This window comes from Oligoflexus sp., assembly GCF_035712445.1.
Taxonomy (GTDB): Bacteria; Bdellovibrionota_B; Oligoflexia; order Oligoflexales; family Oligoflexaceae; genus Oligoflexus.
In genome coordinates, this window is the sequence record NZ_DASTAT010000049.1 from 1 (window position 1) to 23,977 (window position 23,977).

Genomic DNA, 23,977 nt, shown 5'->3' on the forward strand with positions numbered 1-23,977 from the left:
TTCAATCGCCTGCGCATCCTGTGGTCCCATAGTCAAAGGCTGGGGCTCAGCATTATTTCGACCTCGCTGGGCAACGGCGCGCATTTTAAAGGTGCGGACGGTTTCTTTGATCGCGTTCTTGTGGATGTTCCCTGCAGCTGCGAAGGCACGGTGCGGAAAAACCCGCGGATCATGTACCATCAGCAGGAGGCGGGGACTCTACTTTATAACGGCCTGCAGCTCGCCATTCTGCAAAAAGCCGTGAACGCCTGCCGCCCGGGTGGACGCATCGTCTATAGCACCTGCACCTTCCGCCCGGAAGAAAATGAGGCCATCATTGACCTTATTTTAAAGGCCAATCCCGATCTTGATGTAACGCCGGCCGTCGTTCCCGGCCTCGTGTCATCTCCTGGACTCACGACCTTCGAAGACCAAAGCGTCGATCCCCGCGTTGCCGGAGCCCTTCGCATCTGGCCGCATCAGAACGATAGCGGCGGCTTTTTCATCTGCGTTCTGCAAAAAGCCGGCGATGAGCGACACACTCCGGCTTTGACGACAAGAGATGAACCCGTCACGGAAGCGAAACTCCCTTACCTGCAGGAACGCTTTGATTTTCCCAAGTCTGTGTGGGATGAGCACGTGATCTTTCACCGCACACCGAAGAAGCTCAGCTATCATCCACGCCGCTATGAAATTCCTTCCAGCCTGCGCCTGGAAGAACTCGGACAGAACTTTATGAAGATCAACTTCAAGTTCCCTAAACTCGCCACCGCCGCCGCCCGCGTCTGGGGTCCCCATGCCCGGAAAAATATCGTGCGGCTGCCGCGGGAACGCTTTCGCGCCTATATGCAGGGCACTGATATTTTTCTTACGCAGGATGAAGCCCAGGACGTCGCGAGCGATGGTTATGTCATGGTTTTCTATGCGGGCGCTGTGATGGGACTGGGACTGGCGCAGAAACTGGAAGGCGTGGTTCGCCTTCGCAGTCTTTTCCCCCAGGATTGGGGTCAGGAAGCCGAAACGATCAAGGACGAATGACATCCAAGGTGCGATCGAAGCCGCGCTGCCCGGGCTGAAGACTCAGGCGATAATCGGTCGGCTTGTTCTCCCAAACGCGCGTGGCCTGTGCAGCGCCAGGGCCGGCAAACTGCGCGTAAGCCTTGAAATTGTAGGTCTCGGCCGCGACGTCAGGCTTCTGGCAAAGTCCCACATCCAAAAAGCTGTGCACGATCGCAGGTTCATTGTTACTCAGAAAAAACGCATCCTTTTGGACGAGCAGCTGCGTTTTTTCAATGTAACTCAAAGAACCGTCAGCAAAGAATCCCAGGCCTTCGAAGTTTTTGTTTTCCCACACCGCACGCCGAATGATGCTGCGCAGTTCGATGAGTGAGCAGCTTGTTGTTTCAGGGAACGAACGATCTTCGGTCGCTTCCAAAACCAAAGGCTTCAAAAGCACAACCGTCTCGTAACCTGCCGAACGGCTGAGTTCGCGGCGCAAAGCTTCGGTGCAATCGAAGTGCTGATCATCCATGACTGCGCATTCCTGCGGCTGAATGCGGAGTTCACCAAGGGCGAGGGCTTCCCGACTGTTGAAACGCAGACGCGGTCCGACGGAGGCATAGAGGGTCTGGACGTCGCGACCTTCCTTGTCGACCACCTGCACTTCCTGAGCGAACGAAACGGCTGGCAGAAGAAGGGCAAGAAGACTGAGCAGAAACATAGTACATCTCCCAAGAGTTTACAGTCGTCAGCGACGATAGCAGGCTTCTCGGGGCAGTCAAGTCAGGGGAATCATGACAGAGGGCGCGTGAAGGCCACGCTCGGGTAGATTAAACCAAAGCGTAGGATTCAGCGCTCATTTGTAACTGGAAAATACTAGAGGGGACGTGGGATCCACGTCCTTCCTTACGGGTTGGCCCAGGCAGTTTTTTTACCAGGCTTTTTCGCTTTACCGGCGAACTTGCTGCCAGCAGCCGCTGCGGGGAATTTTTTGAAAGGCTTGCCTTTGCGACCTTTGTCATCGCCCGGCTCGTCATGACGCGAAGCACGCGCGCTGACTTTGTCCCAGGCGCGTGAGCCTTCGGAACGGGACACGGGTGCTACCACAGGACGCACACGGCTGTCGCCGCGAGCTGGTCTGGGCGCAGCATGGGAGCGTTCGCCCGTCGATGGGAAACCCGAGGCCGGGAAACCATTGCCGCTGCTGCGCTCAGGATCACGTTCGGCAAAGATCTCGGGGAAGGTCAGAGCCAGGAAACGGCCTGCAACTTCTTCCGGAGTCATGGTCGCGAGCAGTTCCTTCCAGCCATCACCCAGAGCTTCCACCGCGCGTGCATAGCCCGCGGGCTCCTGGAATTTCTGCAGATAATAGGCCACTTTCTTCACGCCCAATTCCTTACGGGTTGGGATGGTGCCTTCCTGGAGTTTACTTTTCGTCAAACGCTCGATCTGAGCAATCAGAAGACGCTGACGCGGAGAAATCAAACTGAGTGCAAAACCGGACTTGCCGCAGCGCGCGGTCCGACCGATACGGTGCACATAACTATCCAGTTCCTTCGGAATCGAATAGTTGATCACATGAGTCACATCCTTCACGTCGAGGCCGCGGGCAGCGACATCGGTACAGATCAGGAGTTTCACTTTGCGATCGCGGAAGGCCTTCATGGTGGTTTCACGAGCAGCCTGGCTCTTGTCACCGTGCAAGGAGTCCACGCGGTAACCACGATCCAAAAGGTACATGGTCAGATCACTGACCAGAGCTTTGGTCTGGCAGAAGACGAGGCCGTAGAAATCATCGACCGAGTCGATCAGCTTGCGCAGAACTTCAGGCTTGTTCGCTTCATGCGTCACATAGTAACGCTGCTCAATCGCGGTCGGAACCATTTCGGTCCGGTTGACCTGAACCTGCTGGGGGTTCTTCAGATAGGTATCGGCCACGCGACGAACATCAGGACTCATCGTCGCCGAGAACAGCCAGGTGTTGGCCTGACCTTCGGGCAGACAGTCCAGGATTGCGGTCAGATCATCTTTGAAGCCCATCGAAATCATTTCGTCGGCTTCATCCAGGATCATGACCTGCAGGCTTTCAAGGTTCAAAGTACCGCGACGGATGTGATCGCAGATCCGGCCGGGAGTTCCCACAACCACCGGCAGACCCTGATGCAGGCCGCGGTGCTGTTCGGTGTAGCTCGCGCCGCCGTAAATCGGCAGAGCGTTGACACCCAAATATTTGCCAAGAATGTTGACCTGCTCGGTCACCTGCATGGCGAGTTCACGTGTTGGGCAAAGGATCAAGGCCTGAACTTCGCGCATCACAGGGTCGATGCGTTCAAGCATAGGAATGGCAAAAGCCGCTGTCTTGCCGGTACCGGTAGCGGCCAAACCCAAAAAGTCAGTGGTTTGTTCCAGAAGAATCGGCAGAGCCTGAGCCTGAATGGGGCTGGGCTTCTCATAGCCGAGTTCCTGAATAGCGCGCAAGACTTCGGAACTTAAGTTCAAATCAGAGAATAATGACAAGTGGATCTCGTTTCTTTAGGGCGACCCCAAGGAACGGTGTCGCACGTAAATGAGTGGATTGGGCCAAGCCCAAGTTACACAGTGGGGCCTCTGTTATCACAATTTTTCAGGGTAGGATAGGTCATTTCTTACAAAATGTCCGCAAGCGTAGGCCCAGCCTGCGTTTACCGTGTGATACCCGTCCGTTAACAATATGGCATGCTGTCATCGCATACCTTCATCGTTAACCAGGCGTGCGACGGCGAGTCATAGGTCTACCACAGGTAATTCACCAAGGAAATCTTTTTTACCCAAATCCACTCCGCCTTGCCGCAAAAGCGCATAAGCCGTGGCCACATGAAAATAGAAATTGGGAATCGCCCGCTGAACAAGGAATTCCGCGGCACGCATGCCCTTGCCCGGGGTATTGGGCAGCTTGATTTTACGACTTTCCGCCCCCGCAAAATCCGGGGCCTTGAAGCCTTCCAGATAAGCGCGCGTCGTGCGTATGCGCTCGCTCAGCTGGCTCAGGGACGTTTCATTGTCTTCATATTTCGGGGCTTCCTTGCCCGCCAGACCCGCAGCCGCGGCCTTCGCCGTATCGGTCGCAATCTGAATCTGCCGTATCAGCGGAAACATATCCGGAGTCAGCCGCATGCCCAGAAAGTTGTTCGCATCAAAGCTCCGGCGTTCGGCGTGATGGTTGGCCTTCTGAAGGATGGCTTCGAGGTTGCCAAGCACTTTATGAAACTGCTGGATCATCTCAAAATACATGGAGCGACTCCTCGTCCGAATTTTTTCAATAGTAGAAGATTCTTAGAGCTGCTGGCAATGGTCGACCGCCTGGCCCATATTATAGCCGCCCACATGATCAGCATGAGCCGTATCGGCTAAAAATTGTGCCGCGTGGAAGCAGTGGAGTTTACTCCCCGGATGCTGCGCGTCCCAATAAGGGCTACTGCCCGGCTGCCGGCAGAAACGTCGTTCCCCCTGGGTCTGCCCCAAGGCATTGCCGTTGAAACAGGCTTCCTTTTTCTGCGCGATGCCTGCCGACTCGGCTTTTTCCTGGGCGACCTTCGGCACGTCATGGGCGTTGAAAAGATAGGCCCTGAGATCCAAACGGTCTTTTTTCAGATCCTCGATCAGCTGATTCAAAGCGCTATTATGCGTAAGGGAAATCTGAGACGGCAAGGGTTTGGGCAGAAGGGAAAGGTCAGGCAGCGTGCCCACCGCGATATGATGAAACCCAAAGCTATCAAGCGTGATCAGGCCTTCGCGAAGCTCTTTGATAAGATCCTCGATGGCATCGGCATCATGATCTTTCTGATAGGCATCAGGGCCAAGCCAGATACTGATGAGTATACCTTCGCGGCTTAACTTCTTGCTGTCCCGCGCCCACTCCTGAATCTGTTTTTTCAGAGAGGTCCCCGGAATCTCCAGCAAGGCCTCGCCGTCGGCGGCATCGGCAAAGGCATAGTTGCGAACTGTCCAGCCCGTTGCCCCCTGCACGTAGTCCACCCAGATCGGGCCGTTGCTGAAGCGTGAACGCCAATAGACCTGGGGCGGGGCCAGGGTTTGTGTCTTCTGAAACAGATTGCCCGTATCGGAATAGCTGTCGCCGAAGACCACGAGCGTATGAATACCGGTCTGATCAGGATCCAGAACCAGCCCCTTCAGCCATTGATTTTGATGGGGCCGCACTCCCTCATCCACGCGCGGCCCCTTGCCGGACAGTGGCGGTGCCGTGAGCAAAGCTTTCGCAGGCAGACCTGGGCTCTGACAGGCCATGATTCCAAGAGTTGCAGTCAGGAGAGTGAGAATTCGCAGCATCGGATGTCCTCATGTTCCCAAGGTGGACCATTAAATGTCATTATGACACAAAAAGCAGCGCTGGCTTTCCCGAAACTTTATCCTTAAAAAGAAGCTCTTGCTGTGAAAGGATTTCCATGTTCAAAAAGTTGCTGCGTATTCTGGCTCTTGGCATCGTCTTCATCGGCATCTTTCAATATCTTAAAAAACCTGGACAGGAGCGCGAGACCGAGCGCCCACCTGTGCGGGACAAGGCCGAGACGCGGCCCACAGCGAAACCGCTGCCTCCCGAGAAAACAGCTCAAACTCCTGGATTCAGTTCCCGGCACCCGCGGGATTTTGATGAGGCCAAATCCATCCTGAAAAAAGTCTATGCCCGCGGAAAAGAGATTTACTGCGACTGCCCCTATGATTTGGGGCAGAAAGACCGCATTGATGAGGCTGCTTGCGGGTATAAGGGCCATGGCAATCGCAGCAAACGCATCGAATGGGAGCATGTGGTGCCGGCCAGCGTTTTTGGTCAACGCTTCCGAGAGTGGAAAGAAGGCCATCCCGATTGTGAAAGGCGTGGACGCAAGGAAAAAGGCCGGGAATGTGCGCGCGCCACGTCCGAGGTCTTTGCCCGCATGGAGGCCGATCTCTATAACCTGCTCCCCTCGCTCGGCGAGCTGAATGCCGCGCGTTCCAATTATCCTTTTGGAGAGGTCGGCGGGGAACCGCGGGAATTCGGACGCTGTGATTTTGAAGTCGAACACAAGGTGGCCGAACCCCGTCGCGAGATTCGCGGCGACCTGGCCCGTATTTACTTTTATATGGATGCCCGCTATCCCGGCTTTGATATTGTGAACAAGAAGAACGAGGGGCTTTTGAGCGCCTGGGATCGCGAGGATCCCATGGACGAGGCCGAACGTAAGAGAGTGCATCAGATTAAAGAGATTCAGGGCAACAGCTTTTTCATCGGCCGGCTGAGCCGGCTTGCGACCGCCGCCTCAGAGTGAACCGGGACGATCGGTTTGAATCGTCTGCTCCCTCACGATTGGGGCTTCGAAGTCTTCCAGCTCGACCGCCGGCTTCAGGACGTTGATGACCTTGTCCTGCTTGACCGCCACGGTCTCCCCCGAATCGAGGCGCCAGCTGGCTATGACATCCAGGTTCTTGACCTTCGCCTGCAGCGCTTCGAGATTCGCAGCGCTGACGTTATAAAGAACGTGATAGATGGATGAGGCTGCCTGATCGATAACCTTCACGCCCTCGGTGATGTTGCTCGACCAAACGAGGCGCTGCCCGCTCGCGGCCAGATCCAATTTCTTTTTGGTAAGCTGATCGGTCAGCTGGCATCCGTACTGGGCATCCAGATCATCCGCCTTCGCTTCCTTACGCAAAGCACAGGTCAAATAAGATCCGGCGATATTCGCGGGAATATCGACCTTTTCTTCATTCGCATCCTGGGTCTTATCACCCTCGCTTTTCTTCGGATCCTTGGTATTGTTCAGGGACTGACCTGGTTTGCACGAAATGGTCAAGCCACTGCCAAGAAGCAGTGTGATGAAGGTCAGCCGTGCAAAGAAAAGATTCAGCATCCCAAGCCCCTATTGCAGACAGAAGGTGCGGACAGCCACGTTTACATTCGGACCCGCGGGACAGTTGGTATCGGCCTTGACCACCGTCGTCCCCAGGGGATTGGTCAGAAGACGGAAGTTTCGGAGCTTCGGCAGATTGGCAAGGGCCGTGATGTCCGAAATCTGGTTATTCGTCAGATTCAGAAGCTCGAGTTTGGTCAGACCCTTCAAAAGGCTGATATCCGTGATCACGTTGGCTGCCGCGGTCAGACTGTAAAGATTGTTCATGTCCTTCAAAGGCAGAAGGTCGGCGACGCGGTTGGCCTGGAAATTCAGCACCAGGAGATTCTTAAGATCCTTCACGCAGGCGATGCTGGTCAGCGCGTTGCGTGCAAGGCTGAGTTCCGAAAGCCCGCTGAGGCCGGAAACAAAGCCGCAATCCGTCAGGGCCAGATCCGTTACATCCAGATAATTCAATTGCTTCAGATTGGCGATTCCTGCGGTGTCCATTCCGGGATTGGCACCGATGATCAGCCTCTGCAGTTTCACAAGGCCGGCCAGGGGCGCTGTGCTGCGAACCTGATTGCGGCCGATATCGAGAACGGTCAGATTGTTCAGACCCATCAAGGGTGCAAGATCCACAATCTGATTCGAGGCGATATCGAGTTCACGCATTTTGCTCATGCCTCGGAGCGCTGTGATATCCAACACGGCGTTGGCGAAGAGGATCAGCTCTTCCATCTGAACCAGGGCCGTAAGCGGCGTCAGGTCCACGATGCCCGTGGTATTCAAATCGAGGGATCTGATTTTGGTCAGACCACCAAGGGCCGTGAAATCGGTGATGGCGTTGCCGCCGAGTTCCACGATTTCAAGGCTCTTCAAATTTGTCAAAAAAGCGGTCGTGGTCAGATTGCAGCTGGCGCAGGAAAACTGCACGAGATTGGTCAGCTGCGAGACCGGGGTCATATCCACGGGCGTATTAAAATTCAAATTCAGGGCTTTGAGTTGCGTCATACCCGTAAGAAAGGAAAGATCCGTAATTCCCTGGCGAATAAGGACCAGCTTTTCCAGGGTTTTGATGCCGCTGAAAACGCGTGGATCCGCGATCGCCCGCGGCGCGGCACCCGCGACCCCAGCCCCGGCATCTATATCAACGCTCAAGAGTCCGGGCAGGCTCATGAGGGGTGCCAGGTTCTGGACCATGCTGGAATTAATTTTGATGCCTTTCAGTTCCTTCAGTCCGCTCACGAAGGTGATATCGGTAACCGCTGTTCCCTGAAGATCGAGCGATTGAAGGCGACTCATCTTGCCGAGCAGGCTGAGATCCTTGATGGCAGGATTATTCTGCAAATCCAGAAACGTGAGCTTGGTCATGTTAGCCAAAGGACTGATGTCGCTGATGGAGTTGGTATGGATGCTGAGCACTCCGATATCGACAAGGTCCTTGATCGGCGTGATGTCGACGATCAGGTTGCGCGAGATCTGCAGTACCTTGAGGCTCTTCAGCCCTGATAAAGGACTGATATCGACGAGCTGGTTTTCAGACAGTCCGAGTTCGATCAGATTGTTAAGATTTTTGAGCCCGCTGATATCCTCCAAGCCATTGCGGGCAAGTTCGAGATACTTCAGCTCCAGGTTGTCCTTGATCGGGGTCAGATCCGTCACGCGGTTATCGTTCAAATTCAAACGCTGCAGCTGACCCAGATACTGAAAGGGTTTGATATCTGTCAGAGCAGCCCCTGAAAAATCCAGCTCGGTGGCCTTGGCGAAATAAGCCACCGACTGGTCACAGTTGGCAAATTGATAATGAGACATCATCTGCAGATAGGCGCGGTGACCTGGATTCGTGGATTCGGAAGCCGTGGGCGCACAGTATTCCGTGAGTTTGCTGATATTGGGCAAGGCGGAGGCTGCCGCATTCTTCGCGGCATCACCGCTGGAATCATAGGATCCCGCGCGGTCGGACTGCTTCTTATACCGCAGATCCTTGGCTATTGGACTGCAGGAACAGAGCAGCATGATGGAAATCATGGCTACGATGCGCATGGCAAACCCGCCAGGTGTAGTAAGACGCTGGAACCACAACATCGTCCTTATCGGCTATTGGCTTGAGAAAGTTGAGAGAACTGGATATTTATACAGTGATATTGGGTATTTATCTTAATTCTTTCAGGCTGCAATGACCGCCGGAACCCCCTTCCGCAGGGTCAGGGTAAAGCGGGTTCCATGCTGATCCGGGCTTTCCTCGATGGGCGTGCTCACGATTTGCAAGGAGCCTTGGTAACGTTCCACGTAGCTTTTGACTATCGGCAAACCGAAGCCGGTACCCTTCTCCCCCTTGAGTCCGGGGCGGGTCGTGGGGCTGGAAATATCGAAGATCTTCGACTGCAATTCCGCATCCATTCCTATCCCTTGATCGACGATATCGAGCAGAACCTCGTCTCCGCGTTCTTCCAAAATCAGTTCGATCGTTTCACCATCGGGACTGAATTTGATCGCATTGCTCAGAAGATTGGCCAGAACATTATAGACAAGGCTCCGCTGCTCGGCGATCACATGCAAAGAAGGGGTGAGGCCGCTGATGATAAGGCGGATACTCTTCTCCTCCAGGCGCTTTTGCATAAGGTCCTGGACCTGGACGAGCGCATCAGCGACTCGAACGGGAACGAGCTTCATCTGAATCTTGCCGGAATTGATCGCCTCGAATTCGCGGACGTGTTCGATGATTTCCTGCTGGTGGACGGCCGCGCTATGCATCTTCCTCAGATAGCGCTGAGCCTCTTCCCAGGGCATCTCGCCTTGTTCATAGATGCTGGAATAATTCAGCATGATGTTCAGCGGATTGGCCAGATCATGACAGATCACGCGCACGAGATTGCGATTCGCGGCGGCCTCACGCTCATGTATGATTTTTTCGCGACGCCGCGCCTCGGCCATCAGCTCGGCCTCCCGAGCGGCCAGTTCTTCATTCCGTATCCGCCGCAGATAGGTGATCTCCTGCTTTTTGATCTGATTGAACTTGTCGCCCAGGCAAACCGACAGAAATACGGCTTCCCAGATGGAACCAAAAGCCAGTTCCACACCCTGAGGCCAGGAGCTGACGACATAGCCAAGCCGCACAAGCGAGAAAAGAGCTGCGCTCAGGATCAAAGGAACCCAGGCCATCAGAAAGAGGGTCGCCGAACGATCCTTTTTTACGGCTCCGACGAGGGCCACGATGAGGATCAGCAGCGGCGCCAGAATCAAAACATAATAAAGGGAGCGCATCACAAAAAGATAGCCCCCGCCAAAGGCCCCAAAGAATCCGATCAGAATTTGAATGACGGCCAGGATCTGCATGCTCCACCAGAGCAGTTGATTTTTGCTGCGGACTCCTAAAAATGAAGCCGTGAAAATCAGAGCCAAGGATGGCGCGAGGCTGGGCAGCAGGATGGACATCACGCTGTTAAGATAAGGCGACTCCGGCCACAGAAGGCCATAGGCCGAGCCAAAGCTGACGGAAATGGCTCCCGCGGTGACGCCTTGAAAGAGGCAGTAGCTTAAGTAGATGCGTTCGCGGCTGCTGACAAAGAGCAGAAAGTTAAAGAGTATGATCGAAGCCATGGCCCCGAAATAAAGCGTTCCCGCATGACCAGCCTTGGCCGCTTCCGCCTCCAGGGTCCACTTGGGATAGATCTGCAGATCAATTTCCACGGGGGCCGTCGATTGAAAGCGCAGATAGATCTGCCGGCTTTCACCAGGAGCGAGCGTCACAGGAAAGGCGAAACCACGATAGAAAAATCCGCGGGATGCAAAGGGCGTATGATCGCCGGTATGCCGCTCAACGTCGACGCGATCACCATCGAGTCCATAAAAGTCGATCACATCCGTACGCGGATCTTCACTGACCAGATAGATCGTCCGGCTATGGAGCGCCGAGTTGATGAGCGTGGCGCGGACCCAGAAGGCCTTCTCTGTGATTCCGAACTTGAAGGTCTTGAGCCCGGATGCAACGCCTCGCCAGCCTGTCAGCTGCGGGACGGCCTCGATGCGCATTCCGGCCCGCGGTTCCTCGATCACCTCGAATTGCTTGGAGACGGCGATTTTTTTTTCAAACTGACCAATGTCGATCGCTCCGGCCAGAGCATCCACCGTGAAAGTCAGTAAAATGAACAGAAACCACCGCATAAAAGGGAGAAACCTCCAGCTCCATTATCGGAAGAGCCGCACTCAGCTATAATGATAGGAAACGCTGCCGCGAGGAGGTCCTTTTATGATACGCACAAAACTCCGGCCTTTTATCTTTGGTTTAAGCAGTTTTCTGCTGCTTCCTTCCTGTGGCCAGGAACCCAAAAAGAAGGCCCCCAATGCTCCTCCCCTCGGGGAAGTGGCCCAGGTTTTTCATGATGTCGCGAGCCGCTATCGGCTTCCGAAAGACATTCTGATGGCCGTGGCCTACAAGGAATCCGGCTTTGCCGCCGAACCCAGCCGCGGCATCTATGACCAGGATGGATCCATTCGCGGGATGCAGAATGGGGAAACGGCTGTAGGTCTGCCGCGCAGCATTCTGAAGCTGGAGGATACTCCCGAGAATCATTCCTTCCGCGCGCAGATGGAAGCCTATGGCGCCTTCGTTCGGGCAAACCTGGATGCCCAGCATCTGGATCTTTCCCCGGCTTTGAACACCGCCGACGCGGTTTATGATTGGGCCTGGCAGCTGGCGCAGATGCATTCCCGTGACAAGGAAGCCCGCAAGAACGTGCAGATTGTTTTTGCGATGGAAACCATCGAAACCCTGAACCGCGGTTTTCTGTGGCAGGACGATGACACACTGGAAAAAATCGAACTGCCCCCGCGCAATCCACCGTTGACCATCGAAAGCTTCTCGGCTCCGATTCAAGCCAATCTGCAGCTCGATACCAGCATCTCGGAAATCTTCACCGTCGATTACCTGCAGCTGACCTATGGTGAAACGGGCAAGATCGACAATCAACCGAAGCGCGTGATCGTCGTTCACTGTCCCTTGACGCTCTCCAGCTGCCTTGCGTCCCAGGTGCAGCCTGCGTCCCCTGATCATGTGGTCCTGGGGGCCCATTACATTATCCCGGCCGACGACAAACTTCTGAAAAAGCCGGTCAAGATCCTGCCGCATCGCGCACCTGTTCGCCTGACCGATACCAATGGCCAGCAGCAGCTGATCACCGATGCGATTGTGATCATGATCGTAGGACAATCGGGTCATTATCAGGATGGTCAGCGTCTGCAGGTCGATCCCTCGTGGTACAGCAGAAAGCAGCTGCAGCAGATGGGTAAAGTCATCGAAGGCGTTTGCACTTTGATCAATCGTGATGATCCTTCCGTGGATATGCAGCGCTGCCGAACACCCCAGGATGGTCTGGAGTTCCGCGTTCCGAGCGGCAAGGCCTTCCGCATCGGTGATATCCCGGACTTTGAGCCCACGATCTTCTGGTCGTTCGCCCGCAGCCCTGATGATCTGAGCGGCGACATTGACCTTCAGCTGCCCGTGAATCAAAAACTCTTCCCTGCCGGTTCATCGATCAACCTGAACCTCGCCTTCATCCGCAGCACGGCGAAGATTGATGTTCAGATTCTGGAACGCTGCCCCTCGGGCAAGACGGTCTGGTCCACCATCAATAGCATGGCGGTTCGGAATATTGATCGCAAAACCATCCAGGTGGAACGCTTCGACCAGGGCCCGAACCTGAATGGTCAGCAGTTCATCCGGGCTTTGGCCTATGATGCGAATGGTCGTCTGATGGGCTGGGGCATGCAGGATTTCTTTTTGAGTAACTTTGATCGCACCGGCACACCAGGACCGAATGAAGGCCTTTGCGCGGTGCCCTGATTCCAAGCTGATCTTCTGTGGTCATGGCATCTAGGGCCACAGAAGATACCTGTTATTGATCGGCATATCGAGGACATCCACCCCATTCCGCGCCCCCTTCATCGTTTCCAGCTTCACATCGTAGTAATCGACAAAGGTGGACAGTCCATCCTCATTCACAAGGTGCAGGACATTGGGCTGACGGGGGCTGATGCCTTTTACGGTCAGGGTTTCTCCGGCCTTGAAATCATCGTTCTTGCCGCGGGTCAGGCGCACCTCGTCCTCGACTTCCATTTCATGAAGCTTCGGGGGAGGCTGACGCCGAATACTATGCTTCACCCCATCTTTCATGTAGGTGACGGTGTAAGGAGTTCTGGGAAAACGCACGCCCAAAAAAAAGATCCTCGCACTCCGGAAGGGAGCCGAGGACCTATCGGACCGCGTGATGTCCGGGATATCTTACTTTTCAGGCAGGTCGAATGATTCCGCTGGCATTGGGTCCACCAGTCGCCGGCACTCCCAAAGCCTGCAGCATCACATGATGGACATCCCCCTCGCTCAGCTGCCGACCGGGTTCGGGTTCGCCCGTCGCCAGATCACAGCCGAAGGTGTAGCCTGTTTTCTGATCCACACCACCGTAGACCCTGTTGCCTTTGACCAGCGGCGACACCATCACAGCGGCATTATTCAGATCATGACCGCTGCCGCCAGAACGCGAACGATCGCGACCGAATTCCGTCGCGACATACATGAGGCTGCGGGACCACATCTTCCCGTTTTCCGGCACACCCAGATGATCTTCATTCTTCAACAGCGTGATCAGACGGTCCATGACCGAAAGAAGGCGGCGCCACATCGAGTTCTGCGCGCCTTGATGCGAATTGTGCGACCAATCAAAGCCAAGCGGCAGATTGCTCATGATGCGTCCCGATCCCAGTTCTTCAAAACGAACCAGAGTGTCAAGACCAATGGTCACGCTGCAGCTGACGCCGTAACGTAGAAGCAAGAAGGCCATGGCGCCCTGCGCTTCCAGAGGATCGGTCAGGAACTTCGGAAAGACTTCGCGCACCTTGATCAGGAGTGCATTTTGCTCAGCTCGCAGTTTACCGACATCATTGAAGCGGGCCAGATCCAAAAGGCTCAAGGCTTCCAAAAGCTGGGCGGCCTCGATCGCGGGGATATTCTGCCGGAAGGTGAGAAACTCGCGCAGGGGGCTGAGGTTCTGCATGGTCTTCGCATGCGGCTGCAGCTGCTCCAATTCCCCGCGGACGACCCGGGCCGCTTCCAACAGTTCATGATTGGTGCGATCGGCGATCACCTGCTCGCGATGAAGAGCCAGGGGAAAAAGCAGAGCATCGGCAATCTGCTCGGCTTTCGCATATGTGGGCAGCGCGGCATCCGTTCCATCGAGCGCATAACCGCTGAAGGACATGTTGATGTTCGGCAGCAGGCGATCGGCTCCATACTGAGCTGCAGCGGCTTCCATAAGGGTCCGCCCGCGGTTGACACCGTTGCCATTCATCGAACGCTGCGCTGCGATCAGATGATTCACGCTGCTGCCGGTAAAGGGGAGCACAGCCAGATCAGAACCATGGCGTTTGATGAAGTCCAACATTTCATAGTCATTGCCGACCGGCACACCCAGTGAGTAATTGACCTTCTTCACGGCGCGAAAAGCGGAGCCTTCCACACTCTCGATCTGCTCCGGCTTATAGGATCTGATTCCTGCGTTGTCACTGCTGGCGATCACCGGCAGGAAGGAATCCACGATACTCGCTCCGCCCGAGGCCGCGACCACGATCAGAAGCTTCGCGTTGTCAGCAGCCCGCTTCTGCGTGCGAGGACGGGCCAGCAATGAAGGACAGGATAAAGCGGCTGCGCCGGTGGCTGCACCCTGAATGAATTGACGTCGATTCCCTTGCATGTCCCTTCTCCTTTAGAAGAACAGATTGGCCCATTGAGAACCCACTGCCAGACAGAGTGCCTGGCTCCACTGATCCATGGGAACAGCCCCAAAGCGCGTGCGATCCGCCAGCTTCAAAGCGGTGCTGACCTCCGCGCTGCTCGCGGCCCTTTGGAAAAATCTTCGATAGAGATCCTGAACCTGCTGCGTGATCAGCTCATCATTGGTTTCATTCAGAGTCTTGTCCAAAGGATAGAAGCGGAACACCGTAGGTTCGCTCCCATCTTTCTTAATCCTTTGAATGCAGCTGTGGAGGACCGTGCGCTCAAACGCGGTGGCGGTCAGCTGCGATGGTTTTTCCATCGATGTATACTGGGCGCGGGCAAAGGGATCGCGCCCCCCGAGAGCGAAGTTATGAACAAGGTCCGTACAGGAATAGGTCCCGAGTTCGAAGCAGAGCTTGTCCGGGGGCAAGGACAGGGCCTGAGCCAGATCATTGCGCAGGACCGTGGCCCTTTTCCACATGACATCGGCCTGCAGCGGCGCTGCTAAAAAAAACATGACGGCCAGAATTTTATTCCGCATCGCTGACCCTCCCGGCGAAGCTCAAGGTTTCGACTAGGCGCTGAATGAGACGATCGGCCGAATATCCATCATCGTCCAGATTCTGCCAGACCTTCGCAAAATCGGCCCGCTGCTGGCTGGTCCGGGGCGCATGCCCGATGGAGAATTGATAGAACATCATCGTCAGGCTTTGTTTGAAGGCATCCGAAGCGGCCGCTTTCTGGGCCCAGTCGCCAAGGTTGGCCACGGGTTCACCGAAGAGGTAGCCAAGGCCTTCATACTGCGTGCGCTCGGGGACATAGGTTCCCACCTGATGGCCGCGAACCGAAAGTCCGGCATAAGGTGTGAAAGCATAGGAGAGGGGATCCAGAGTGCTGTGGCAGAAGGCGCAGGCCGGCTGCTGCACACCTTTATTATCATAGTCCTTGGGTTCGTGATCAATGGGGAAGAGGCCCTCACTCTTCGCGATATCATATCCGAGATAGGACCGATAGGCCTGGGCCGCTGTGTTGCGCGGGATATCCGCAAACATGGTGTTCAGGGCGATGAACCACTGCGTGGTCAGCATTCCATAACGGCGATCGATCTGCAGGGGCTGACCGTTTCCAATAACGGACTTGCCTGGGATGGGATAGCTGGCGATCGGACCTTCGACCTTCTGGCCCTTATCATTAATATGATACTGGGCAAGGAGCAGGTCCCGCGCATCGTGCCCTTCGCTCAACGCAAAGGCAAAGAGCCTGTAATCATATTTATAGTCGCCGATGACGAAGGGATCCCCTTCGGCACCGATGGCAAGGTTGGGCCTGATCTTGTCATCGGCCAGCCTCTGCAGGGCCTCGTTTTTCCAGTAATCGCTGCGCAGACACTGGGCGAGATAATCCTGCCGCCATTGTCTTTTCAGTATGGGATCGACATTGTCCCGCTGCTTTTGCAGTTCGTCCGGCGCCGGGCTGCTGCCGCAGAAGAGGAGACTGATGCGCCTGAGGGCCAACTCGGGATCAAAAACCAAAAGCGCATCCTGCCCAGGTTTTTGATTGGGATCGCCGGGCGCTGTCCCCGCATCGATTTCAAGGCCGTTGGCAACCCCATCGGCATCGCTGTCGCGACCTTCGACCGTGACCATCACCGGCTTCAGATACTTCTGAAACGCGGCCGGTTTGCGATCGTAATCGGGAAAGCGACTCAGCTCCGTTTTGAGATCAAGACCGTAAGGATTGAGGTTCGGCGCCTGGCTGTGGCAGGTGGTGCAGACCGTGGCCTGGTTCACGCACAGGGGCGAACCGGGATAGCCCTCACAAAAAAGCCGCGTGTTCTGGGGGATGGCCAAAGCAGTCAGAGGCCCCAGCTGCAGAAAGCCGGCGATCGCAAAAACAAGACGCTTCATGGAAAGCTCCTTGTGCTCAGTAGACGAACTAAGATCTGAGAACATGCTAGTTTTTTTTGCCAGATTCGCCAATAGGAATTTATGTCAAAAAAAATTGAATCCGAACTTCGCTTGAATGGGCTTTGGTGTTTTCTTAAACATCTGTATCCCTGGCGGCGGGGCAGAGACTTCGTGAATATATGCTATCCTCTTCCATACAGACATCGAGGACTCCAGCATGCATTACTTGCTTTTGCTTCGCCCATCCAGCGTCCTGCAGAAAACCATCGACGAGGCCATCCGGAAGTTTTCGGGTATCCACGAGGTCAAGGTCGAAGTCGATGTCGCGAAAACCGCCATCGAATTCGCCAAGTGCGTGGATCAGGGTCGGCGTTATGGGGCTGTGGTCATCGAACATGAGCTTGAAGAGGTCGAGGTCAACTACATCCTGAACCTCTACCATGACCTGAAGCGGAAACCTCCCCTTCTTTTATCCAAAACGAACTACGAGAAGCTGGTCAAGCGACTCATGGCGACTCAGATTACGCCCGTGTTCAAGGATTTCAATAAGGACTTCATCTACGATTACCTGAAAGAAACCCTGATCATCGCCGAGAAAAAAATCGACATCCGCATTATCAAGGAGGTGCTGCTGTCGGTGACCGGCATTATCCATGAAAATACGCAGGTGAAACTGGAGGCTCTTGGCCTGAGTGAAATCAAAGCCAAGGATTCCAAGCAGGAAATGAGTTCCATCATCGCCTTCATCGGGGATGGGGTGATGGGAACGCTGAGCATTGCCACGACCAATAATCTGATCGGCCTTTTCTGTCAGAAGATGCTTTATTGCGAACCTTCCGACGTCACGCCCACGATGCGGGCCGATGTTTTGAACGAACTCTCGAACCAGATCCTCGGAGCCTTTCGCAATAAACTGGCCCAGGATGGTTATGAACTTTCCACCAGCATGCAGATCGTGGTGTCGGGGGACAAGGACCATCTCTTCCAGACCAAAACCAATGGCCACTACTATTACCTGAAGTTCAAACATGCGAATGATGACTTCCTCATCACCTTCGCCTATGGCTCCTATAAAAAGCAGAAGGGCGAGCCCAACTTCAGCCGGGCATCGCTCGGCAATCGGACCCTCGACGTTCGGGTCCTGAACCTTGTGATCAAAGCTCTGGGGGATGTCATCAACCTCGGCGGGGAACGCCCGCATAAGGTGGGGCTGGCCGAACAGAAGGGCCAGGACTATCAGGGTGACTCGCTGCATATCCTTCACTGCCGAGGTCATCAGGGCAGCTTCATCGCCGCCATCGATATGCCCCGCAGCACAGTCGGCCTGATTACCCAGGAAACCATGGGTATCGCGACAGCAGACCTGACCCCTGACATGATCAACGATGTCTGCGGTGAGCTGATCAATCAAATTTCCGGCTCCATCAAAAAATATCTGGGGCCCATGGGCTTTGAATACCTGAACGTCTTTCACGGCAGCTTCTGCGCCGAGGATCAGATCAGCTATCTTTTGAAAAACCAGGGCCTATACTGCCGCATGAATTTCATGCTGCGCGATCAGCCCTTCATTCTTTGCTACGGGATGGAGTCCGCTCAGGGTTCCAAGGTCTTTGATATCTGGAGCTATGTGAAAAGCCTGGGGCAGGTTGGAAAGCCGGGCGGCAAAGGCAAGAGCGCGAGCTAAGCTTCAGGAGGCGCGCAGAAGATCAAGCTGCTCCTTGGCCTTCGTATAATCCTGCGGCGCGGATTCCTGCGCGGCCTTGAAATACTGCTCGGCGCGTGCAAGCTCCCCTTCCCGCTTGGCCTGCAGCCCAAGATTCATCCAGACCTTATAAATATCCTTTTGCCCCGGAATCAGCTTGACCATGGATTCCAGGAGCTTCTGCGCATCCGCGTGACGGCCGGCCTTGGCCATCTGCAGCACGCGGAGCTGGGCATAGCGAGTGATGGTCTTGACCTGCGTCGCAGCCTTCAGCCGTTCGCGAGCGTCCTTGACCTTGCCTAAAAGAACCTCTGTCACAATCAGGCCTGAGCGGGCTTCGTCCTGGAACTCATCCAGCTGCAGGCTGGCTTCAAACTTCTGCAGCGCCTCTTCATACTGCCCGCCGTCCAGCGACATATTCCCCATCAGGGTCAGAAACCGGGGATGCTTGGGCGCCAGGGCCACGCTCTTGTTCAGGACCTCATAGGATTTTTCAACCATCCCGGCTTCCTGATAGACCAGGGCCAGGGTTATGCGGGCTTCGAGGGAATTCCGATTCTCATGAACAGCGGCCAGAGCCTCTTCCGAAGCCAATTTGAATTGCCTCAGAGCCATGTGGGCCTTGGCCTTTAAAAGATGCCCACGGAACACGTCCTTGCCCTCTTCCGCATACTGCGCGATGACGGGAAGGGCGGCGGCATGATTATTCTGTTTGAAGAGCATCGAGATCTGGTCACGCAGCGCCAGGGCCTTCTGCCGTTTACGCGAAAAGAAGATGACCTTCTTGAGACTCGGCACAAGGTCGGCGCTTTGAATGGGAAAGCTGCAGGGCAGCACGTATTCCAGATCGTAGCATATTGTTTTCAGGTAGGCGTCCAGATCATGCAGCATCACCAGCATCGGCATCGAGCCGTGGACCGAACCTTCACGCACCATACGGGCCAGATTCAGGATCTTGCGGTTCCCGCTGTCGTCCTGCAGCACCAACCCCTGGGCGGCCTCAATGGACGTCAGCTCATCCAGGCTTGCCAGACGGCGCACGCTGCAGTCCAGCTCCTCAAAGACGAGGAACTCCTGAATCGCCTCCGCGATTTCATCCTGACTGCAATGAACCAGCAATTCACCCATATGATTTTTTCCCTATGGTCGCCTTTTGCTATCGGAGATTTCCCATATAACTTCAAAAAATTGTCCCTCAAAGGCTCGTCGGGCATTTGGGTTTTTTTCAAATCCTTCCGAAAAAATCTTTCGTCCAGGCCGCTTTTGAGGCTGCGGGAAAATTCGCTTCTACGAAATACTTAACAAGAAAAAAATAATGCCGATCGCCTTTCCGAAGCGTCCCGTTTCGTTAAGGGAGTCGGCAATGAGCACGCACAATCGTTTCCTCGCATTCATCCTATGGCTGGGCAGCCTGCTCACATGCCTTTGGGCCGCCAATCTCGCAATGTTCCATGTGGGTCCTTACAACCGCGGTGATGAGCTGCAGAAGATCCAGGATAGCTGGGAGGAATTCGCCCTCACCTTTCCCAGGGACAGCAATGAAGCCCGCGTGATTGCCGCCAACGTGCAGAACCTGAAAGTCACTCGTGAAGGCGGCCTTCTATTGGATCGCAATGCAGTGGCAACGCTGGGGCTGCTCGCCCTCGTCGTCTTGGGAATGGCTTCGCTCAGCCTGCTCGTGCGTCCGGCGCAAACCCGCAGCGCAAGGCGCCGCAGCACGGACAAGGCTCCTGACGCGGATAGCGAATCCATGAGCTACTATTTGCAGAACCTGGAGCAGACCGTCGAGGACCTGAAGCTGGTCTGTCATGATCTGAATGAAATCGACAACGAAAAAGAAAAGCATGGCAGCCGCCGCAACGCCCTGATTGATAGTCAGTTCGATCAGCTGGTCCGCGTGGAAGCCCAGCTGCAGCGCGTTCGTAATGATGTGCTGACCACGATCAGTTCATCCAAAGACATCACCGATAAACTGCAGCGCCTCTCCACCCAGTGCGAAGACTCGTCCCATTTCGCAGCGGCCACCCGCCTCGAATGGAATGCGATGGGCAGCAAGCTGCGGCAGATCAAGGAAAGCCATGACAAGATCAAAAGCACGGCGGACAAGATCTCGAAGCAGCACACCGTGACCAATGAGCTTTTGATCAAGACCATGGATTTTGGTTCGACACATGGCAAGCATACGGAAACTTCGCGCGAGCAGGTGTCTCGCCTGACCGAAATCTCGAAGCAGACGCTCAGCACCATGGACATCCTCGCCTCCTCGATGGCTGAATCCAATCAGGACGTGACGCATGCCAGTAAACTCGTCCGCGGGCTCTCTGAACGCGCGGAGGAGATCGTGAATATCATCGACGTCATCGACGATATCGCCGAGCAGACCAACCAGCTCGCTCTGAACGCCTCGATCGAAGCCGCCCGTGCCGGTGAGCAGGGCCAGGGTTTTGCGGTGGTTGCCGGCGAAGTCAGAAGTCTGGCGGCCCGTTCATCGACCGCGACCAAGTCCATCACCGATCTTCTGGGAACGATTCAGCAGGAAGCCGACCATGCCTCGCATTGTCTGGAAAAAAGCGCCAAATCCGTGGAAGTCGCCCACTCCCGCATGCTGGAAGTGGACCGCGCCTATCGCGAGGCCGTGACTTTGTCGCGTCAGGCTCTGAGCGAGCTGAATCAGCTCGTCCTGGATGTCGTCAACCACATGCATGACCTGAAGCAGATTGAAAAGCAGTCCGCTGAGCTTCGCAAATTCTGTGCCGGCCTGAATAACCTTTTGGAAGAGAACGGCCGCCTGACGTCTGTCACCTATACCGAAAGCAGTCAGTTGACCATTCATTCCGATCGTCTCTCGCGGCTTTTGAATCGGCAGTTCTTCGAGATGTCGCACTGCGATCGCCTGGTGGAAGGGCTCTTCTATTCCCTGGAAAGCATCAAAGGCCGTATCGAGGAAGGCATTGCCAATTCAGAGAGCCTTTTGAATGGATTCAATCAGGTCTATCAGCAAAGCCTGCAGCAGGAGGTCGGCAACGGCCGACGCAGCGCCCGCCTCGGTCGCATGATCGAGCTGGTGAAATCCTGCGGCAAAAGCCTGGATATCATCCGCAATCCTTCCGAGCAGGCCCGTACGGAATTGGCGGAACTCTATAAGGATGCCGAGGCGGAACGAACGCTGCAGCCCAGCCCGGTGTTGAGCAAGCAGGCGAGTCCCAAAGACGAACGCAGCAGTGCCGCCATGGAAATGCTGCCCGCTGATGATGTTCTGATCGGGGAACCGGATCAACCGGATCCGACGCAAAAGGTGAGTTGAGCATGACCTTTATTCTGAACGACAAGGCAACCGGTCTTAAAATAACCAATGCCTTGGAACATGCCCGCAAAGAGAACCAGAGCAGTCTGGAAAAACTCAGCTCGGGCCAAATCTTCACCACGCAGGAGCCGAAACCGGCTGATCGTGCGCTGGCGGATCGTTTGGAGCATAAGCTGCGCGGGCTCGCTACCTCCAAACGCAATATCAATGATGCGGTTTCCATGCTGCAGACGGCGGAAGGCGGCTTCTCGGAAGTCACCAATATGCTGCTCCGCATGAAGGAAATCAACACCGCGGCCGCAACGACGACCTTGAGCGACACCGAGCGCAAATACCTCTTCATCGAGTACGAGGCCCTGCATAAAGAGATCGATCGCATCGCCGCCACCACTGAATTCAACAGCATTCCCCTGCTCAACGGCCAGAATGAGAAAGTTCCCGAGCGCTTGATCTTTCGGGTTGATGATGCCGCGCGTGATGATGATGCACCGGGGGACAGCGGCGATTGGAATGAGCTGCGCTTTGAAGGCCTGAAGGATGTGGTGGTGACGACTTTGGGGCTAGGCCTTAAATCCGTCAGTGAATTCCTGGGTGGTGAAGAAGGCGTGGATTTGGACACCGCGCGGGAGTTGATGGAACCGGGAGACTCCCGTTTTTCCAGTGTCTATGATGAGGCCCTTGATAGAATCAGTGGATTCCGCGCGACCTATGGTGCGCTGCAGACGCGTCTCAGCAAGGCCATGGATTATAACGATGTCGTCACGGAAAACGTTGCCGCCGCGAAGTCCCGCATCGCCGACGTTGATTACGCCAGCGAAGTGGCGAAGATGACTCAAAACAATATCCTTCTGCAGACGGGCACAGCCCTGCTTACGCAAAACAACATCGCTGCCGGCACGGCCCTGCACCTCATTCAATCCCTCCTTTCCTAGGACTTCCAATCAGCTATAATAGGGTCGGAGGAAAGAATCATGAATAGATTCTGGCGCGGATCCCGTTCCGAAAGCAATCGCAGCTACAATGTCAATTCCCTGATTGACACCGAAAGCCTTCTGACCGAACCGGCTGCGGATATTCAGATTATCTGCGATATTGATAAGACCTACATTGAAACACGCTTCGAGAGCGCCGTGGGCATGATCAAGATCGCCTTCGAGGACGCGGATGCCAAGATCGCTGTGAATGGGGCTCCGCTTGCCCTGCTGGCCGGACGATGGGGCGCGGCTTTTGAAGGCGACGACATTCCTGGGCCCAGGCCGCTGCATTTTCTTTCAGCCTCGCCGCCTCAGCTGCGTCGGGTGATTCGAGACAAGCTGGCCAAGGACGGAATGGACTGGACCAGTGATACGTTCAAGAATCAGGCTTACAATATCAAGATGGGCCGCCTGAAACTTCTCAAGCAGCATGTTGCCTATAAGACGGCCACCATTCTGAATCATATGGCCAAGGCTCCGGCCAAATCCAAATTCATTCTGATCGGTGATAATGCGGAGCTGGATGCCTTCATCTACTGCGGCGTCCAGATGCTGTTGACCGGCGAGCTTTCACCGGCCGCCTACCGGGAATATCTGAGTCTCGGCAAGGTGGAGAACGAGGTGCTGAATACCCTGGAACCTTTGATCGCGCGCAACTTCGAAGGCGTGCAGGTGATGGGGATTCTGATTCGCAAAGCGCCCGGCTATGTCTTCAATGAAGTGCCGCCGCTCACCGACATGGTTCTGACTTTTGATTCCTATTTTGAAGTTATCCTCCACTTTTTAGCCTGGAAGCTTTGTCCCGCGTCCTCGCTGCCGCGCATCACGCGACTCCTGCACAATGATTATGGGTTGGCGCGCGAGGAACTTTTGGCCTGTCTGATGCAAGCGGAAAGTGAATTCCAGGCCCTGGGTCGGAACATCGAGGATCTGAAGCAGGCCGAGGACTTTCTACGTCGCGGACCGCCCCTCGGGACCTTGCCGAATCGCGCATCGCTGCGCCCCGGTGCTCATCGTGATCGTGTGGATCTTGAAGAAAAAGCAATCCTGGGCCTTGCCAAGGATTGGGTCAAGGCCATCGAGGATAGGGAGTGAAGACGCTGCGGTGATCATATCACCGCACAGCGATTCAATTATTTCACATCCAAAAGTTCGACTTCAAAAATAAGGGTCGCATTGGGTGGGATGACACCGCCTGCACCGGCTTCGCCGTAGCCCAATTGCGGAGGAATGGTCAGCTTGCGTTTGCCGCCGACTTTCATGCCCTTCACGCCTTCATCCCAGCCCTTGATCACCTGTCCGGCGCCAAGCGAGAAGGTGAAAGGATCATTGCGGTCGAGGGAACTGTCAAACTTGGTTCCATCGGTCAGGGTTCCGGTATAGTGAACAACCACCTGCTTACCGGCTTCGGCGACTGCGCCTTCACCCACTTTGATGTCCTCGATTTTCAATTCGGTTGCCGCAGCAGCTGGCTCAG

19 protein-coding genes and 1 pseudogene are annotated in these 23,977 nt (G+C 55.2%); 7 read left to right on the forward strand and 13 right to left on the reverse strand.

The features are described 5' to 3' along the window. Positions 1-1,017 (forward strand): annotated as a pseudogene (locus tag VFO10_RS09745) (hypothetical protein); the annotation flags it as partial. Here the strand turns inward: VFO10_RS09745 and VFO10_RS09750 are convergent. The 4 genes from VFO10_RS09750 to VFO10_RS09765 all read right to left on the reverse strand — a co-directional run bounded on the left by VFO10_RS09750 (position 1,004) and on the right by VFO10_RS09765 (position 5,304). Further along, positions 1,004-1,699 carry a hypothetical protein gene (locus VFO10_RS09750; protein ID WP_325139486.1) on the reverse strand — a complete coding sequence of 232 codons (696 nt, stop codon included), beginning with the start codon at positions 1,697-1,699 and terminating at the stop codon, positions 1,004-1,006. The pseudogene VFO10_RS09745 and the gene VFO10_RS09750 sit on opposite strands and share 14 nt — an antisense overlap. Positions 1,700-1,884: 185 nt before the next feature. Then, positions 1,885-3,495 carry a DEAD/DEAH box helicase gene (locus tag VFO10_RS09755; protein WP_325139488.1) on the reverse strand — a complete coding sequence of 537 codons (1,611 nt, stop codon included), beginning with the start codon at positions 3,493-3,495 and terminating at the stop codon, positions 1,885-1,887. Positions 3,496-3,741: 246 nt separating this feature from the next. Continuing rightward, positions 3,742-4,248: a DUF1993 domain-containing protein gene (locus tag VFO10_RS09760; RefSeq protein WP_325139491.1), complete on the reverse strand. Its 507-nt coding sequence runs from the start codon at positions 4,246-4,248 to the stop codon at positions 3,742-3,744. A 42-nt stretch (positions 4,249-4,290) separates the two neighbouring features. Beyond that, positions 4,291-5,304, reverse strand: a complete 1,014-nt coding sequence (locus VFO10_RS09765; RefSeq protein ID WP_325139493.1) for an SGNH/GDSL hydrolase family protein — start codon at positions 5,302-5,304, stop codon at positions 4,291-4,293. Between the two features lie 116 nt (positions 5,305-5,420). Between VFO10_RS09765 and VFO10_RS09770 the strand changes: the two genes are divergently transcribed. Continuing rightward, positions 5,421-6,281 (forward strand): endonuclease I family protein, encoded by an 861-nt coding sequence (locus VFO10_RS09770; RefSeq protein ID WP_325139495.1) that lies wholly within the window; start codon positions 5,421-5,423, stop codon positions 6,279-6,281. Here VFO10_RS09770 and VFO10_RS09775 read toward each other — a convergent pair. The 3 genes from VFO10_RS09775 to VFO10_RS09785 form a co-directional block, all read right to left on the reverse strand. Continuing rightward, positions 6,273-6,863, reverse strand: coding sequence for a hypothetical protein (locus tag VFO10_RS09775; RefSeq protein ID WP_325139497.1), 591 nt, complete (start codon positions 6,861-6,863; stop codon positions 6,273-6,275). The two genes, VFO10_RS09770 and VFO10_RS09775, sit on opposite strands and share 9 nt — an antisense overlap. Before the next feature lie 9 nt (positions 6,864-6,872). Next, positions 6,873-8,888, reverse strand: coding sequence for a leucine-rich repeat domain-containing protein (locus VFO10_RS09780; RefSeq protein ID WP_325139499.1), 2,016 nt, complete (start codon positions 8,886-8,888; stop codon positions 6,873-6,875). Positions 8,889-9,011: 123 nt separating this feature from the next. Continuing rightward, on the reverse strand, positions 9,012-11,009 hold the full coding sequence (locus tag VFO10_RS09785) for a sensor histidine kinase (RefSeq protein WP_325139503.1): 1,998 nt from the start codon (positions 11,007-11,009) through the stop codon (positions 9,012-9,014). Positions 11,010-11,094: 85 nt separating this feature from the next. Here VFO10_RS09785 and VFO10_RS09790 point away from each other — a divergent pair, with 85 nt between their 5' ends. Next, positions 11,095-12,687, forward strand: a complete 1,593-nt coding sequence (locus VFO10_RS09790; protein ID WP_325139505.1) for a hypothetical protein — start codon at positions 11,095-11,097, stop codon at positions 12,685-12,687. Between the two features lie 30 nt (positions 12,688-12,717). On the opposite strand, the gene VFO10_RS09795 is transcribed toward VFO10_RS09790, so the two are convergent. The 4 genes from VFO10_RS09795 to VFO10_RS09810 all read right to left on the reverse strand — a co-directional run bounded on the left by VFO10_RS09795 (position 12,718) and on the right by VFO10_RS09810 (position 16,520). Continuing rightward, the gene (locus VFO10_RS09795; RefSeq protein WP_325139509.1) at positions 12,718-13,053 is read right to left on the reverse strand and encodes a hypothetical protein; all 336 of its coding nucleotides are present in this window, start codon (positions 13,051-13,053) and stop codon (positions 12,718-12,720) included. Between the two features lie 79 nt (positions 13,054-13,132). Continuing rightward, complete coding sequence (locus tag VFO10_RS09800; RefSeq protein ID WP_325139511.1) at positions 13,133-14,590, reverse strand: hypothetical protein; 1,458 nt, start codon at positions 14,588-14,590, stop codon at positions 13,133-13,135. Positions 14,591-14,602: 12 nt separating this feature from the next. Further along, a complete protein-coding gene (locus tag VFO10_RS09805; RefSeq protein ID WP_325139512.1) occupies positions 14,603-15,154 on the reverse strand; it encodes a hypothetical protein in 552 nt (183 codons plus the stop codon). Next, a complete protein-coding gene (locus VFO10_RS09810; protein ID WP_325139514.1) occupies positions 15,144-16,520 on the reverse strand; it encodes a hypothetical protein in 1,377 nt (458 codons plus the stop codon). The genes VFO10_RS09805 and VFO10_RS09810 overlap by 11 nt, the downstream gene beginning before the upstream one ends. Before the next feature lie 217 nt (positions 16,521-16,737). Here VFO10_RS09810 and VFO10_RS09815 point away from each other — a divergent pair, with 217 nt between their 5' ends. After that, positions 16,738-18,204 carry a chemotaxis protein CheX gene (locus VFO10_RS09815; RefSeq protein ID WP_325139517.1) on the forward strand — a complete coding sequence of 489 codons (1,467 nt, stop codon included), beginning with the start codon at positions 16,738-16,740 and terminating at the stop codon, positions 18,202-18,204. Positions 18,205-18,207: 3 nt separating this feature from the next. On the opposite strand, the gene VFO10_RS09820 is transcribed toward VFO10_RS09815, so the two are convergent. Next, positions 18,208-19,350 carry a tetratricopeptide repeat protein gene (locus VFO10_RS09820; protein WP_325139519.1) on the reverse strand — a complete coding sequence of 381 codons (1,143 nt, stop codon included), beginning with the start codon at positions 19,348-19,350 and terminating at the stop codon, positions 18,208-18,210. A gap of 235 nt (positions 19,351-19,585) precedes the next feature. On the opposite strand from VFO10_RS09820, the gene VFO10_RS09825 reads away from it, so the two are divergent. Genes VFO10_RS09825 through VFO10_RS09835 form a run of 3 tightly spaced genes read left to right on the forward strand, consistent with a single transcriptional unit; the run spans position 19,586 to position 23,595 of the window. After that, positions 19,586-21,526, forward strand: a complete 1,941-nt coding sequence (locus VFO10_RS09825; RefSeq protein ID WP_325139521.1) for a methyl-accepting chemotaxis protein — start codon at positions 19,586-19,588, stop codon at positions 21,524-21,526. Positions 21,527-21,528: 2 nt separating this feature from the next. After that, the gene (locus tag VFO10_RS09830) at positions 21,529-22,458 is read left to right on the forward strand and encodes a flagellin (protein ID WP_325139523.1); all 930 of its coding nucleotides are present in this window, start codon (positions 21,529-21,531) and stop codon (positions 22,456-22,458) included. A gap of 39 nt (positions 22,459-22,497) precedes the next feature. Next, positions 22,498-23,595, forward strand: coding sequence for a phosphatase domain-containing protein (locus VFO10_RS09835; RefSeq protein ID WP_325139525.1), 1,098 nt, complete (start codon positions 22,498-22,500; stop codon positions 23,593-23,595). A 38-nt stretch (positions 23,596-23,633) separates the two neighbouring features. Here the strand turns inward: VFO10_RS09835 and VFO10_RS09840 are convergent, their stop codons facing one another. Beyond that, positions 23,634-23,951, reverse strand: a complete 318-nt coding sequence (locus tag VFO10_RS09840) for an FKBP-type peptidyl-prolyl cis-trans isomerase (RefSeq protein WP_349259356.1) — start codon at positions 23,949-23,951, stop codon at positions 23,634-23,636. Between the last annotated feature and the right edge of the window lie 26 nt (positions 23,952-23,977).

Excerpts from the sequence above, each read along its gene's own strand:
- VFO10_RS09765 (WP_325139493.1), bottom strand. The coding sequence starts at position 5,304 with ATGCTGCGAATTCTCACTCTCCTGACTGCAACTCTTGGAATCATGGCC.
- VFO10_RS09785 (WP_325139503.1), bottom strand. The coding sequence starts at position 11,009 with ATGCGGTGGTTTCTGTTCATTTTACTGACTTTCACGGTGGATGCTCTG.
- VFO10_RS09835 (WP_325139525.1), top strand. The coding sequence starts at position 22,498 with ATGAATAGATTCTGGCGCGGATCCCGTTCCGAAAGCAATCGCAGCTAC.
- VFO10_RS09750 (WP_325139486.1), bottom strand. The coding sequence starts at position 1,699 with ATGTTTCTGCTCAGTCTTCTTGCCCTTCTTCTGCCAGCCGTTTCGTTC.
- VFO10_RS09790 (WP_325139505.1), top strand. The coding sequence starts at position 11,095 with ATGATACGCACAAAACTCCGGCCTTTTATCTTTGGTTTAAGCAGTTTT.
- VFO10_RS09820 (WP_325139519.1), bottom strand. The coding sequence starts at position 19,350 with ATGGGTGAATTGCTGGTTCATTGCAGTCAGGATGAAATCGCGGAGGCG.
- VFO10_RS09780 (WP_325139499.1), bottom strand. The coding sequence starts at position 8,888 with ATGCGCATCGTAGCCATGATTTCCATCATGCTGCTCTGTTCCTGCAGT.
- VFO10_RS09825 (WP_325139521.1), top strand. The coding sequence starts at position 19,586 with ATGAGCACGCACAATCGTTTCCTCGCATTCATCCTATGGCTGGGCAGC.
- VFO10_RS09770 (WP_325139495.1), top strand. The coding sequence starts at position 5,421 with ATGTTCAAAAAGTTGCTGCGTATTCTGGCTCTTGGCATCGTCTTCATC.
- VFO10_RS09815 (WP_325139517.1), top strand. The coding sequence starts at position 16,738 with ATGCATTACTTGCTTTTGCTTCGCCCATCCAGCGTCCTGCAGAAAACC.
- VFO10_RS09810 (WP_325139514.1), bottom strand. The coding sequence starts at position 16,520 with ATGAAGCGTCTTGTTTTTGCGATCGCCGGCTTTCTGCAGCTGGGGCCT.
- VFO10_RS09775 (WP_325139497.1), bottom strand. The coding sequence starts at position 6,863 with ATGCTGAATCTTTTCTTTGCACGGCTGACCTTCATCACACTGCTTCTT.
- VFO10_RS09800 (WP_325139511.1), bottom strand. The coding sequence starts at position 14,590 with ATGCAAGGGAATCGACGTCAATTCATTCAGGGTGCAGCCACCGGCGCA.
- VFO10_RS09805 (WP_325139512.1), bottom strand. The coding sequence starts at position 15,154 with ATGCGGAATAAAATTCTGGCCGTCATGTTTTTTTTAGCAGCGCCGCTG.
- VFO10_RS09830 (WP_325139523.1), top strand. The coding sequence starts at position 21,529 with ATGACCTTTATTCTGAACGACAAGGCAACCGGTCTTAAAATAACCAAT.
- VFO10_RS09760 (WP_325139491.1), bottom strand. The coding sequence starts at position 4,248 with ATGTATTTTGAGATGATCCAGCAGTTTCATAAAGTGCTTGGCAACCTC.